Here is a 13,465-nt window from a genome sequence, read left to right on the forward strand (position 1 = left end):
TAGCGAATGAACCAGCAAGAATTTTGGTTGGGCGGGGAAAGCCGAAGGCTGGCGAAAATTGTTGTTGGTGGAATGAGCGATGCCGGGTACATCGCCGGACTTAAGCCTGAGTTGTGGCAGAACAGATTGATTCAGCCGGATTCTTTTGAAACCAACTGCACAAGGAGAGGTCAGTCTCCTTCGGCAATCATCACTTTAGTCATGTTTATATAGGTGCCAGGCATGAACGCTTTGATGTGGAGCGTAAATTCTGGCCATGGTCTTATGTTTCAGCTGTGGAACGGCTTGCAAGCACGCTGTCAGGTATCTTGTAGCCTTTTCTCCGACTGAATCGTTATCCAGCCAGGAAAACAGCGCTTGGTAGTCGTAATGATGCAGATAGGCCATGACCTGTCCTAGGCACCGATAATCATTCAAAACGATAGCGTCGGCACGTAAAGGTGTTTTGTTTTGCGTGATGACAGACAGGAAATCCCAGAAGCTTTTGAAAACGTGAATGCTGTCCGGTTTCGGCAAACTGCCACGAATAAAGGAGATGGCTTGAGGCCGGATACAACCAGTGAAAAAAGGGTTTTCAACTTGATAACCGCCCTCTTCATTGACGAAGCCAAGGACAGTGAAATTTTTCTGTCTATTTTTATCGAGAAGGTAAAGCTGTTTGAGATGCGCCTTGGCCACTGCGAGCGGAATAGCCTGTTTGTTAAGATAATGAACGAGGCCAAGATGTTCGATCTCGCCTGATTTCTTCAGGATCAGGGAGGTGTCTTTCTGCTGGCTTTCTGGCTCTAAACGAAAATCAGCTGACTCATTAAGGAAAGTGCTGGCCATGTTTTTGATCCAGCGTAGTACATCGGCTTGCGTAGCGTTCTCCTGCTGGCTTCGTAGATACAAACTGACAAAATCGGTTAGTTGACCACCTTTATTCAGCGTTTGGTCATACCAGGTGTTTTCCGTTAAGTTGACCGATAGCGAAGGAAATTGTTGAGGATGAAACGGGGACGGATAAACGTATGCTGTTAAAGTCGTACAAACTGGCACCAGTTCCAGCTTGTCCAGAATTAGGGACATAGTTATAGTGTTCGCATGTTCGTTGTCCATGACGATCTCCGACAGAGGTGAGTGGATAAGGAATTAGGGAAAGATCCGTTTTGCCGAACCGATCTTTCCCGCTTTTTGATTAGGAGCAGAGTCGTTCTTCGAGGAACTTGTCCAGATCAGAACGGCGGTAGCGCACAGAGCGGCCAACCTTGATGGGTTTCAGATCATAGCGTTTGGTACAATCCCAGACAGCCAGGGTTCCTGGTGAAACGCGCAGATAACGTGCTGCGCTTTTGCGGTCCATTAAAGGTTCAGGGGCCGGAGATTTTTTTGTTGGCATGAAGCAACCTTCCCTTTCATACAGGAAAACGTCAGCAGACAGTATGCGCTGATGCTTTATCAACAGATCAAGCAGATACGTGATTTGATCACAGAATGTCAATTCAACGCAAGGTTGATTAATGACAGTTAAACATGAAAGGTGACTTATTTACGAATTCGCTTTTTAGCTGCGAGATAACATTACATATGTGTCTTGATTTCAGGATGCACTGAAGATTCGGACGGCTGAAGTTATTTGTAAGTCACCCTGTTTAATGCATGCAAGAAATCAGCATAGATAGTCCTATCTTGCTACATATGAGAATGATCACGTATAATTTTGAGGAAACTATATGATGGTTCAAGAAGATCAGATGCAGTTGCAGGGATTTATGCGATTAAGTGAGGTGCTAAAGATTATTCCTGTTAGCAAAGCCACTTGGTGGAATGGTTGTCGTACCGGCAGGTTTCCAAAGCCATATAAGTTATCCCTGCGTGTGACAGCGTGGAAAACATCTGACATTAAAAGATGTATAGAAGGTTTTGCTTCATTCTCTGATAAATAAAGTAACAGCGTTATCCGGCTCTCATTGCACCAACTGGTAGCAGAGCGTTATATTGTTGCTTTATACTTATATAAAGCATTAAAACAATTAGAGCGGCATATCATGAATCAGCATTTAGGAAAATCACTTAGACTTTATTTAGTTGACGGTACACCGCTTGGTATTTTAACGGCTGAAATAATGAACTGGACCGGCCATGTTATCATGGGACCACGTACTCAGCTTAAAGAATTAGTGTTGCGACCTGAAATGACGCGAACTGGCGTTTACATTCTATCTGGTCCAGATCCACAAATATCTGGTAAAACACTAGTTTACATTGGCGAAAGTGATAATGTAGGCAGGAGGCTTATTCAACATAACAAGGACGAAAAAAAAGACTTTTGGGAACAGGCCTGTGTTATTACAAGCAAAGATCAAAATCTAACAAAAGCTCACGTCCGTTATTTGGAAAGTCGTTTAATCGCATTGTCCCATGATGCTGGTTATACAAGTATTCACAACGGAACAGCTCCAGATTACAATTATCTGCCAGAAGCGGATATTGCTGACATGAATTACTTCATGTCACAACTACGGTTAGTTTTACCAGTATTAGGTTATGAATTCTTGCGTTATAAGCCACAAGTTCTTCCCGTTGTGAAATCAGAAGAGAAGCAAAACGCTTCAGAAACAAACTATTCACTTACATCTCCAATTTTCATTGCCAAAAGCGCAAAACACGATTTAACAGCTCAAGCTGAAGAAGTAGGTCCTGATTTTATTGTATTAGCGGGATCTGAGGCACAATCTAGATGGATAGGTAAAGATGATCACACATATAAGTCTCTTTTTGACCGCTTAATCGATGAAGGTAAACTAGTTGTCCATACCGACAAAAAGAAAGCGATTTTTCAAGAAAGCACCGCCTTTAAAAGTCCTAGTGCTGCATCAGCTATAGTTTTTGGACGTGCGTCAAACGGTCGTGTAGAATGGAAAGTCAAGGATACCAATCAAACTTACGCTGATTGGCAGAATGAGAAGTTGGCAAATATAGAAGCTCTAATCAGAGACGAGGATTAGAGTTATAAGGCAAAATCGTTTTTAAGAACTTGCTATCTCGTATATATAACTTGCCCATTCCTGCATCATTTTGACGCGTTCAGTTAAAAATTGTGCTCGGTCATAGGCAGCATCAACTTTGTTTCTGTGGGCATGTGCTAACTGTCTGTCAATGACTTCATGTCGATAGCCCAATTCCTCTTTGATCGTAGACATCGCTAAAGCACGGAAACCGTGCCCTGTCATTTGACCTTTGTATCCCAGACGCTCAAGAGCTTTGAGAATGGTATTGTTGCTCATGTGCTTGCGGGGATTGGAGAAATGCTGAAAAACGAATTTCCGTGGCCCGGAAAGTGACTTGAGTTCGACCAGTATTTCGACAGCCCTGATCGACAGAGGCACAATGTGATCTCGGCGCATCTTCATGCGGCTGGCTGGTATTAGCCAAACCTTCTTTTCAAGGTCGAATTCATCCCATTCAGCTTGGATCAGTTCGCTTGTGCGAACGAAGGTCAGCAGCATGAGTTCGAGTGCCAGTTGTGTTGTTGTATAAAGCCGGACCTTGTTATCACGGATGGCCTTGACCAGAGCTGGCAGCTCTTTGCTCTCAATAGCGGCAAAATGTCCCTTCTTAGCAGGCTTTAGAGCATCAATCGGTTTAATATGCGCAATGGGATTTTGTGAGACGATGCCTTGGACGATGGCATAGCGAAAAACCTGACTGCACAGGCCGAGCGTTCGTCTGGCCAGTTCATTGGCTCCGCGCGCTTCGACCTCTCGAATAGGTAACAGCACGTCTTGAACCGTAAGTTTATCGACAGCCAGCTGACCAATAACAGGGAAAACATCCGTTTCAAGCCGATGAATGTTGTTGTTAGCCGTATTGTCCGCCCAGCGGTTCCGGTGATGGCTGTGCCAAGCTCTAGCCACCACTTCAAAGGTATTCTCAATCTCTTTCCGGGCAGCTTCTTTTTGCTCTTGTTTCTGCGCCCCTGGATCGACTCCCTCGTCTAAAGACCGTTTCGCCGTCATTGTCTTGTTACGGGCCAGCTTTAAGCCAACGACCGGATAGACGCCTAAGGCCAAAAGTTTTTCCTTGTTGCCGAACCGGTACTTAAGCCGCCAGTATTTGGAACCGTTTGGATGGATTTGCAGGTACAGCCCTCCTGAATCGTACAAACGATAGGGCCTATCTGTTGGCTTTGCGATTTTGACCTGAAGATCGGACAACATGGGGGTATAAATCCAAAGGGGTTGTACCAATACCCCCAGTGATACCCCAAAAAGGATGAGACTTAGCGAGACATCTCTGGACGGCTATAGACATTATAACCGATAAAATGCTTGATTTTCAAGGGCTTTTAGACTTCGTTAGACTGGGTTAAACAGTAAACTGGCGGTGACGGAGGGATTTGAATACTCTTTTTATGTATCTGAAATGAATATCTAATCCAATGAACACGAATTTATAAACCCCCAAATGTACCCCTAGTCCATTTCAAGGATTTTATAAGTAACAAACGCACTGAAATCATCTTTTTGTTCTTTATTCTCTTGGCAACTTATTGCAGCTCAAGAAACACATCAAAATTTAATTTTCATCATATGCTCCTATTTCTGCTTTCTATTACTTACCTTGAATATAGTAAAAGCTATCAGCAACTTTATATGCTTAATCCAATTTATTTATTCAAATATTTTGTCACAAATGAATCATAATACTCAGAACCTAACAGTTACCAGAGAAAATGCAACAATCTGATAAACAGAAATTTATATAAATCTTATCTTGCCTCTTGCTTTGATGCAATTAATAATAGTCTATGTTCCTAGCTCATAATGATGGGTTAATAGTATCTAACTAATTTTAGAAGAAAAGACAGCTATGCAAAGACAACCCACAATTCATCAAATTAGTTGGTTCCTTGATTTAAGAAATAACGGTCAGCTTGATCTAGATCCGCCATACCAAAGGAAGAGTGTATGGAGTTTGAGAGATCGTAAGTTTTTTTTAGACACCATCTTTAGAAATTACCCTACTCCACCAATATTTCTTCATAGAGAAATTGATGATAATGGTAAGACAACATATCATGTAGTAGACGGTAAGCAGAGGCTGGAAACTATATTTATGTTTGCAGATGCTAAAGTTGCGATCGATGCAAAGTTTGGAGATGATAATTTAAATAATAAAAAATTTAAAGACCTATCTACAGAGTTTAAACGTAAGCTATGGGACTACATATTAGTTGTTGATTACGTTGAAAGTGTTGATGGTACTAGTATAAACGATATTTTTGACAGAGTTAATCGCACATCCAAAAATCTTGAGCCTCAGGAATTGAGACATGCACGTTTTGATGGTTGGTTCATAAATCTTGTTGAGACAGAAAGCTCGAATAAATTTTGGTGGGATTTCAAAATCACAACGAGAGGACGAGAAAAGCGTATGAAAAACGTTCAGTTTATCTCAGAGCTTTTTTTTATAATTGCCGACAATAAGATCGCCGGATTTGACCATAATTACTTGGATAGAAAATACGCTGAATTGGATGATCCAGATGAGGAAAATCCTGACTTTGACCAAGATGAGTTTCTTGGAAAGGTTGAGTGGGTAAAGACGACAATCACAGAAATGAACAATTATAATAACTGCGTTTTCGACTGTGCTAAAACGCAATCAAATTTCTATAGTTTGTGGGCATTGACGGCTTTAAACTATGACAGAATAGTCCAAATAGGGATCAATGATTATGCAGATAGATACAAAGCCTTTATGGACCAGGTTTTGACACTTCTCACTGACAAAGATACCGTGAAAAACGATGGGTCAGATACGCCTCCCCAGATAAAGTATGCAACACATCTGGGCGGTGCTGTAACTGATGCGATGCCTCGACAAGAAAGACAAAACGCGATATCTACTATACTCCAATGAAAGTTGTTCTTACTGTTGATCAGATTTACTCTGAACAAAAAACATTATTGGACAAATTAAAACTTCGTGTTGACCAGGTAATGTCTGGTTTAAAAAAGGCATCTTGGCATTATTTTAGTCGTATCAAAGAGAAAGAAAGCTACGCGTTAAAACTTGAAACTGGTCGTGTTCAAACACCTCGTGATTGTGAAGATTTTTTTGCTTGTACATTAGTTGTAGAAAATTTTTCACAAATTAATTTCGCCATCGACTCTATTCAAGAGAAATTTGAAGTAGTCTATCAAAGGCCACAAAGCCAAAATTTTACACATAAAGATCCTTCTTCTTTTCAATTCGATGACTTAAGGCTTTATGTAAGATTGAAAAAAGCGGAGGATCTCCCCCCTACTCCGATTGATGGAATACTCTTTGAAGTACAGATCAAAACATTCCTTCAGCATGCGTGGGGAATAGCAACACATGACCTGATTTATAAATCTGATACTATTAATTGGCCAAAAGAACGAATTGCTTTTCAAATAAAAGCCATGTTAGAACAGGCTGAAATAATGATTAGCGGTATTGAAAAAGTAATAGATGTTCCAGAGATCTTCAAAGAAAATTCAGCAACAAAAGATCAAAACAAAATAATAGAAATGTTCAAGGAATTATTTCCTTTGGAAGAGCTACCTAACGATTTAAATAGACTTTCTAAAATCACATATGAGTTAATTAAGAACATCCCAATTAATCAAAATGAACTAAGAGCTGTCATAAAAACTGAGTCAGACTTAGGAAGAGGTATTCATTTGAAAAACCTATCTCCGTATTTGATCCTGATACAGTGCTTAATTAATCAAAAGCCTGGAAAGTTTCAGGAATTCATTATAAAGCCTAACCAAAGATATAAAGTTCTACTTACAGCAGAGTTAGACATTTCAAAAATAGATTTATCTACAGCTACAAATATAATTCGATTAGGCTTTTGATATTATCCGCTACTTTCTATTTAAACGGCGGTTTGAAAGCTTCTTCCATATATTGTGAGCAATTGCAATCTCAGAATCGGCCAAGCCATAGCTTTCCTTTAGGATTACTTGATTGCTCTCTTTCAAAATAACATCGATACTAACTTTATCTCTCATCTGCTTGTCTATCCAAGGCAACAGATCAGCATGTCCGTCATTATAAGGTAAAATGATTTTTTCAACTTCGCTTGGCATTAGTTCTAAAACACCTCCTCCATGACTTCTGCCAGATATCTCGGCAAAAGCAAATGAAAGTGAGTTATAATAACTACCGGTCAATGCTTTTAAGTTAGTATTCTTTTTTAGATACACCCGATGCATAGTATCGGTTGTATATGCTTTTGCTTCATTGATGATCAATCGAGGAAAGATATTATTTCTTCTGATAAATAAAGCTTCGGACGCTTTTATGGATGGTACCACAAACCAGTCATCACGTATTCCGCATTTATAACCTTTATTTATTCCTACGCTTTCTCCATAAGCGATATAACGCACAGCACCATTCTTTGGGTTTAACGCTTTACGTGTTGGAAACACTAACAAATGCGCTTTAGCTTTAGATTGACGATTAATTTCCCAGTCTTCCTCTGTAAAAATTACACTATTTACCTGTACACTTCGACCTACCATTGGTCTGGCATAATCGTGTAGGTCATATTGTTCAACAGTTGTAAGAGGTACAGTAAAGAAGTCATTTGCTCCTGTTGTGATTCCAACTTCTACATTTGCATAGTTCCCAATATGTGGAAGTGTTCCATTACTTATATGGTCTAGAAAATCTATTTCTTCTTGTTCCAAAAAGTAGTATGTCCATTTTTTCGACTTGAAATCAATGTTTTTAACTGGGCTTTTCAGGCGATCAATATCTAATGTTTTTAACGCATCAGCGTCTTTAAGTTCAATATGTTCAATTTTATGTTGTAAGGAATTGTTTTTTTCACACAGAAGCAAAACAACTTCTTGCTGAATATTGGGGAATACCAGTCTCTCGAATGATATAATGTTTATTTTATTGAAATGTTTTGCAATGAATTGCCTAAGCTGTTCAGCATAAGACACTTGTAAAACCTCTGCCGGCAGAACGAAACCAATTTTACCTTTGTCCTTCAATAGTAGCGTCGCCCCAACAACAAATGACACCCATGCATTTGTTAACCTGGTGTATTTTAAACCTGCCTTGATGAATATATCCTCCGCTTCAACCTGCTGTTTAGGTTCAAAGTACTGATATCTAATGTATGGCGGATTGCCGACGACCACATCAAAACGCTGCTTTGTATTATTGCAATATTCATGAAAGTCCGCATTGATTACGTTAGAATTTTTCAGGTCAACGGCTTTTGCCTTCGCAGCTTCAATTTTATCAAATTCAATTGCAGTTAAAGATTCATATGGCAGGTTTAGATCCTTTATCCCCTCTAAGAATACACCATCTCCACAGCTCGGCTCAAGAATATCTGCATTTTTGCTTCCGTTGATTGCCCATTTGAGAATGAACTCGGCAATCGGCAATGGAGTGTAAAAACCTCCTCTTAATTTTTCCGCGGAAGCGTCTGCGATGAGTTTCATTTTCTTTCCTCGTTAATTTTTTGACGTACAATTTGCAATGCATCAGCTGCATACTCATAATGGCGTACGTCTCTATAAACCTTGTCAACCAACGCAAGTGTCCGTAGCCGCTTTTCCTCGATACTGAATAAATCAGCGAACCGGCTAAACATAGCTTCACTAACTGTGCGTTGCCCTTTTTCGATACGGGCTAGCATAGAAAAATCCATATCAAGCTTTTCTGCTGCTTCCTTTAAGGTGAGCGCCCTCGCTTCTCGTAAGGCTTTTAACTCTCCACCAAGCGTGTCCTGCATTTGCATCTTGGACAACTTCAGTCCAAAAGTAAAGATAAAATTATTGGTCTCAAAGCATCCTACTCAATTTCAAGCTTAAATGTGTCTTCTGAGCCGTCTAGATGGTAAAGCTTAATGGTACGTCCAGCAAGATTATTTTCTTGTATCGTTTTGCCGATGGCCCCCCATGACAATCCTGTAGTATAATTGCCCTGACCAGACTCCCCACTAGGTTTGTGCCTTATTCTTAGAGGGTGCTCCCCTATGAAGTTGCCCAAAATCGATACTCGGAATTTGCCGATAGCTATTTCAGTTTTTTCAGTTTCTGATACCCAGAGTAATGTGTTAAAGACATCAGAACGGAAATATGAGGTATGATCTATAATCGTTCCATCTACTCGGAAATCTGCTTGAACCAATCTTAACATACCAGTTGGATTTGTTTTAGCTGATTTAGTAACTTGGACACTTGAACCAGGAACATTTTTCATTTGCCATACCAAAGTGAAATGTTCTTCTTCTGCCGACTCTGCTAATTGATCTTCCTCAACTTCAGGAAATAAGGATAAAACCGTTTCTGTGCTTTTAGCTAAAGTAACCTTCTTAGGCTTCTTATTGGAAAAGCCCGGAGGAGCTGTCGCTAAAGCCCTTTTTGGGAATATGTTTGAAATGATGCTTTCTCCGACTTCTGATGGTGGAGACTCTAACCCTTTCAACTTTTCCTCAATAGCTTTGCGTTCAATTTCGGTTGGAACAATATTTTCAGCAACAAAATATCCGATCAGTTCACTGGTAATAGGTTGAAGATTTGGATCATCAAAGTTGAATAGTCCGGAGTACCTTTCTTTTAGTTGAGATAATATCTCCAAATCAGCATCATTTTCGTGAGAAAGTTCGAGGCAAAGCGATGCTTCAACATTCATAAACAGCCCTTGCCTTGTTAAATTGGATGAACCAATCACAAGCTGTGATGTATGGTTGCCCTCAAACAGATAGATTTTGGGGTGGAAGATGGAGAAATTTTTCTGAAAAAATATATATGAATTTATGTCCAAATTTAAAATAGCTTCTAAAGCCTCCTTTGATGTCGATTTCTGATCGACTCCTACAATGATGTTTATAGTTTTACCTTGTTGCTTGGCCTGTTCTATAGATTCTGTTAGTCCATTTATGCCAGCCTCACTTGCAAATGCTGATATAGCTGTGAATGTGTGGTTTTGATCACTGATCAGATTATCTAACAGAAAAGATCCGACAGAATGTTCGATGTTGTCAGTAATACCTTGGCTTAGTATTCTTTTGTTCATAGATTATGATGCTTCCGAATCGAGATATTTTGAACAATAATAACATAAACTTGAATAACTTTCCTGCTAAAAGAGATATACAGGAAGATAAGTGATGAGTCCTGGCAACAGGTTACTTGACCGTTTAGTCAGACTGTGCTTTTAGCAGAAACTGACATTTTTTATATAGCAATGACTGACACAACCGGCTGCACTTGCATTTTATGAGTTGTCTTCCCCACACCAAAAGCTATCACTCGATCTGTGTTATCTATGCTAATATATTAAGCTGCTGACTTTATCTTACCTGATATGGCCAGTAATATAGGATATCACAATCTTACATAATCTACCGAAGTGAAATCAATTAACATTAGTCCGGCTTTTCGATAGATTAGTTTAATTTTAAAAATTTGTACTGTCAGTGAGTTACTTGACAGCCTTTGTGATTACATTACTAAGCTACCTTTGAAGCAATATTGTATGTGTTCTTTCTTGTAAAGAACGCCGGATAAGTACCTTCTAAAATCTCAACGATTTTTGCAGAAATTTCAGAATTTTCCAAACCACCAGATTGCACGAAAACTTCATTTTTATTCTCTTTATCAATTCTGACGTAAATGATCTGATCTGCATCACATACAACAGCCAGATTTGGATTATGAGTTACAATAATAACTTGTCTGTTAGACTTCGCCATTTTTATAAAAGGAACAAGTAACTTATACACACTTTGATTATCCAGATTTTCTTCTGGCTGATCTATTATCAAGGGAATATGGTTATTGTCTAATATGAGATAAAATATAAGCAATAGAGCTCCACGCTCTCCTGGAGAAAGAGTAGAAACATTTTTATTACTTAGCTTTAAGTCATAAGCGGGAATCAGATAATCTAAGTTGCAAATGAAGTTATAAAGATCAATAGGAGTATTACCTGCCTTCAATTGATTTCTTACTTCTTTATGCACACGTCTTCCTTGACGAGTGTCATATTTTATAGAGTCTAATATTTTGAAAACGAATGAGTAAGTCTCTTCGCTGGAGGAAAAACTACACTCATCAAACAGGTCGCGTAAGTGACTCAATCCTTCGCTTACACCGTAGAAGGTCCCCGCAGAGGTAAAGTTTATAATACTTTCGAACTTACTGAATAAACCGCTTTCTTTAAACAATGTATCAAATGTAATTTTATATGAGTCCATCAATGTATCATGACTCCCGATAAAATCAGTAACAGATTTATACAGTTCCTTATAAATATCCAGTATCTCTATTTTCTTGTCAAAAATATCTTTAATTAGCTTTTTACGTTCTGCAACTCTTTCTCTAATATCATGATTGAGTTCATTCTTAACGTAACTGATTAGAAATTTTATATTTTCTATTGAGCCTTCATTATCAGAATCACCTATAATGTCTGACTCACCAATCTTCCATTTTTCTAAGTTAGTTAGGTACTCTTGGTAAAGCCTCGCAGGTTTATTTAAATTATTTTGTAGTTCAGATAATTCTAGCTGAATTTGATTTTGACGTTTAATCAAATAACTTTCTTGGCCAATAGTCGTTTCTAAATCACTTACATTTTCTTCTTTTAGAGCTATTAAGTTTTGCAGCGAATTCGTATCAATTTTGAATACAAGTATTTCTTCTACGTCTATATCAAATTTCTCTAAAACTTCTTTGTTAATCTCCTTCTCTTTTGACAAACTAATCGCTAATGCTATAAGACTTTGCTTCCTTTGACTAAGTAATTCGATTTCTTTGTTCAATCGCCCAATTTCGGAACTTGCATTTTGTAGCTGAATACTATTTGCATTCAGTTCAGATCTCAAAGTGTTGATAGATGAATTTGTATCATCAAACTGTTCACCATCAACTGTAGGTGGCTCTTGAAAAGCAGGCTTTAACTGAATATGCGCTGATAGTTCATCTTCTTTCAAGCGAAGGTTTTCCTCCAACTTTGAAAGATAAGCTGGGTTCTGCTTCTCTTCGAGTATAAGAATTTTACTGTTTAATATTGATAGCTCACCTTTTATCTTTTCAATTTGATCACGTATAACTTGCGTTTTGAGCGTTATTAGCTCATCTAAACTATTTTGTCCTAAACGGTCATACTTCGGAATATGCGAAAAGATAATATCCTTTAACTCGTCTTCAAATGCACCCTCTTCTATTGAAGCACAAAGTCTTTCTAAGTAGCTTTGAGGTATATACTTAATTCGTTCTTCTTGATTAACATCAATCTCATGTGATAAACAACACGTTATCGTTTTTCCGTTTTTCCAAGTAAGTGTTGCTTCAAAGTTTTCTGCCTTTTTTCTTTTGCTCTCCCAAAACTTTTTGGGATGTAAAAAAGAAAATCCTGAATGGTTATGAGTATTTCCACACAAACCAAGAATATCGGTAAGCGCGCTTTTACCGTTTCCTTTATTTCCAATAATGGCAACAAGACCCGGATTTATTGCGATTTCTACATTATTGAACCAAGTCTCTTCAAAAACGGAACTTACTTTTTTATTGATAATAATTTTTTCTATATATTTAGTCGGATTGCTCTCAACTATTTGTAACCCTGGTGGTTTAGAACCAATATAAGCTCTATCTGGATGATTGATTAGTTGCCTTAAAGTTGAAAAACTCTTATCTCCTTTAATCCATAAATTTTGTTTAATAGAGTATTTTTTAACATTATGATTATCTGAGCATATAATTAAGGGCAGCGTTTTTTCGATTTCTCTCTGCAAAAAAGGTATTACGTGTGTATTATATGCTTGAATATCTTTTTCATCGCCTAACTCGAAAATATCAACTGCTCTCGCTATATCTTCTTTCTGAGCAAGATTGTGAGCTAAGGAATGTGTAATATTCTCTATTCCGTTAGTTTTACTACCAGCATGTATAGTGATAAGTCCACCAAGCTCTTTTATCAATTTAGTAGTATCTAACAGATCGCAGTAGACTTGATTAGGCTCCTTCTTCCTACCCTTTATATGCTTTATTTCAGTTCCATTCTCGATTTGTCCCCAGACGTAATCGAGATCACAGTCTTCGGCAAATATAGCTATATAATGTAGAGGTTCTCTTCCTCTGACTTCACCTAGAAATTCAATGCCAGGTAAAAACGTAATCTTTCCTTCCCCAAGCTTTTGCAGGGCTTTAATTCTGATTACATCTATTGTATGGTGATCTGTAACGGCAACGACTTCGATCTCATTTCTTATAAGTTCGTCAACTATCTCTTGATTTGTTACCGACTTATTTTCGTAGTCGTACGAAGACATTGTATGAAAATGCAAGTCCCATTTTCTCCAAAGACTTCCTCTTATATCTTTCATTGCAAAACTTTAGGTGTGAATTGAATTCTGATGCAGTTTTAAATTTTATAGCATAGATAATAAATATAGAAAGACAGCTTAGCACAA

The 13,465-nt window shown here is 38.3% G+C and carries 12 protein-coding genes; 5 read left to right on the forward strand and 7 right to left on the reverse strand.

Going from position 1 to position 13,465, the window contains the following annotated elements:
* Positions 1 to 6: 6 nt before the first annotated feature.
* Positions 7 to 213: a hypothetical protein gene (locus tag M0L20_RS07855; RefSeq protein WP_248476390.1), complete on the forward strand. Its 207-nt coding sequence runs from the start codon at positions 7 to 9 to the stop codon at positions 211 to 213.
* Here M0L20_RS07855 and M0L20_RS07860 read toward each other — a convergent pair.
* Both M0L20_RS07860 and M0L20_RS07865 read right to left on the reverse strand, forming a co-directional pair.
* Positions 196 to 1,068, reverse strand: coding sequence for a DUF8464 domain-containing protein (locus M0L20_RS07860; RefSeq protein ID WP_248476393.1), 873 nt, complete (start codon positions 1,066 to 1,068; stop codon positions 196 to 198). The genes M0L20_RS07855 and M0L20_RS07860 overlap by 18 nt on opposite strands.
* A gap of 109 nt (positions 1,069 to 1,177) precedes the next feature.
* Positions 1,178 to 1,342 (reverse strand): helix-turn-helix domain-containing protein, encoded by a 165-nt coding sequence (locus M0L20_RS07865; RefSeq protein WP_248476394.1) that lies wholly within the window; start codon positions 1,340 to 1,342, stop codon positions 1,178 to 1,180.
* A 370-nt stretch (positions 1,343 to 1,712) separates the two neighbouring features.
* Here M0L20_RS07865 and M0L20_RS07870 point away from each other — a divergent pair, with 370 nt between their 5' ends.
* Entirely contained in the window at positions 1,713 to 1,925 is a 213-nt protein-coding gene (locus M0L20_RS07870) for a helix-turn-helix transcriptional regulator (RefSeq protein WP_248476395.1), read from the forward strand.
* Between the two features lie 24 nt (positions 1,926 to 1,949).
* Positions 1,950 to 2,987, forward strand: a complete 1,038-nt coding sequence (locus M0L20_RS07875; protein WP_248476398.1) for a GIY-YIG nuclease family protein — start codon at positions 1,950 to 1,952, stop codon at positions 2,985 to 2,987.
* Positions 2,988 to 3,008: 21 nt separating this feature from the next.
* Here M0L20_RS07875 and M0L20_RS07880 read toward each other — a convergent pair whose 3' ends face one another.
* Complete coding sequence (locus M0L20_RS07880) at positions 3,009 to 4,199, reverse strand: tyrosine-type recombinase/integrase (protein WP_248476399.1); 1,191 nt, start codon at positions 4,197 to 4,199, stop codon at positions 3,009 to 3,011.
* 652 nt (positions 4,200 to 4,851) lie between these two features.
* On the opposite strand from M0L20_RS07880, the gene M0L20_RS07885 reads away from it, so the two are divergent.
* The gene (locus M0L20_RS07885; protein WP_248476403.1) at positions 4,852 to 5,904 is read left to right on the forward strand and encodes a DUF262 domain-containing protein; all 1,053 of its coding nucleotides are present in this window, start codon (positions 4,852 to 4,854) and stop codon (positions 5,902 to 5,904) included.
* Complete coding sequence (locus M0L20_RS07890; RefSeq protein WP_248476404.1) at positions 5,901 to 6,872, forward strand: RelA/SpoT-related domain-containing protein; 972 nt, start codon at positions 5,901 to 5,903, stop codon at positions 6,870 to 6,872. Before M0L20_RS07885 ends, M0L20_RS07890 begins: the two co-directional genes overlap by 4 nt.
* Before the next feature lie 9 nt (positions 6,873 to 6,881).
* Here M0L20_RS07890 and M0L20_RS07895 read toward each other — a convergent pair whose 3' ends face one another.
* The 4 genes from M0L20_RS07895 to M0L20_RS07910 form a co-directional block, all read right to left on the reverse strand.
* Entirely contained in the window at positions 6,882 to 8,483 is a 1,602-nt protein-coding gene (locus tag M0L20_RS07895; RefSeq protein ID WP_248476405.1) for an Eco57I restriction-modification methylase domain-containing protein, read from the reverse strand.
* Positions 8,480 to 8,776, reverse strand: coding sequence for a helix-turn-helix domain-containing protein (locus tag M0L20_RS07900; RefSeq protein WP_248476406.1), 297 nt, complete (start codon positions 8,774 to 8,776; stop codon positions 8,480 to 8,482). Before M0L20_RS07900 ends, M0L20_RS07895 begins: the two co-directional genes overlap by 4 nt.
* Positions 8,777 to 8,835: 59 nt before the next feature.
* Positions 8,836 to 10,062, reverse strand: coding sequence for a phospholipase D-like domain-containing protein (locus M0L20_RS07905; RefSeq protein ID WP_248476408.1), 1,227 nt, complete (start codon positions 10,060 to 10,062; stop codon positions 8,836 to 8,838).
* 436 nt (positions 10,063 to 10,498) lie between these two features.
* Positions 10,499 to 13,378, reverse strand: a complete 2,880-nt coding sequence (locus M0L20_RS07910; RefSeq protein WP_248476410.1) for a TrlF family AAA-like ATPase — start codon at positions 13,376 to 13,378, stop codon at positions 10,499 to 10,501.
* Positions 13,379 to 13,465 lie beyond the last annotated feature (87 nt).

Source organism: Spirosoma liriopis, assembly GCF_023196085.1.
Classification (GTDB): domain Bacteria; phylum Bacteroidota; class Bacteroidia; order Cytophagales; family Spirosomataceae; genus Spirosoma; species Spirosoma oryzicola.

Coding starts and splice junctions, on each gene's coding strand:
- M0L20_RS07855 (WP_248476390.1), top strand. CDS start 7: ATGAACCAGCAAGAATTTTGGTTGGGCGGGGAAAGCCGAAGGCTGGCG.
- M0L20_RS07880 (WP_248476399.1), bottom strand. CDS start 4,199: ATGTTGTCCGATCTTCAGGTCAAAATCGCAAAGCCAACAGATAGGCCC.
- M0L20_RS07895 (WP_248476405.1), bottom strand. CDS start 8,483: ATGAAACTCATCGCAGACGCTTCCGCGGAAAAATTAAGAGGAGGTTTT.
- M0L20_RS07890 (WP_248476404.1), top strand. CDS start 5,901: ATGAAAGTTGTTCTTACTGTTGATCAGATTTACTCTGAACAAAAAACA.
- M0L20_RS07905 (WP_248476408.1), bottom strand. CDS start 10,062: ATGAACAAAAGAATACTAAGCCAAGGTATTACTGACAACATCGAACAT.
- M0L20_RS07865 (WP_248476394.1), bottom strand. CDS start 1,342: ATGGACCGCAAAAGCGCAGCACGTTATCTGCGCGTTTCACCAGGAACC.
- M0L20_RS07870 (WP_248476395.1), top strand. CDS start 1,713: ATGATGGTTCAAGAAGATCAGATGCAGTTGCAGGGATTTATGCGATTA.
- M0L20_RS07900 (WP_248476406.1), bottom strand. CDS start 8,776: ATGCAGGACACGCTTGGTGGAGAGTTAAAAGCCTTACGAGAAGCGAGG.
- M0L20_RS07910 (WP_248476410.1), bottom strand. CDS start 13,378: ATGAAAGATATAAGAGGAAGTCTTTGGAGAAAATGGGACTTGCATTTT.
- M0L20_RS07885 (WP_248476403.1), top strand. CDS start 4,852: ATGCAAAGACAACCCACAATTCATCAAATTAGTTGGTTCCTTGATTTA.
- M0L20_RS07860 (WP_248476393.1), bottom strand. CDS start 1,068: ATGTCCCTAATTCTGGACAAGCTGGAACTGGTGCCAGTTTGTACGACT.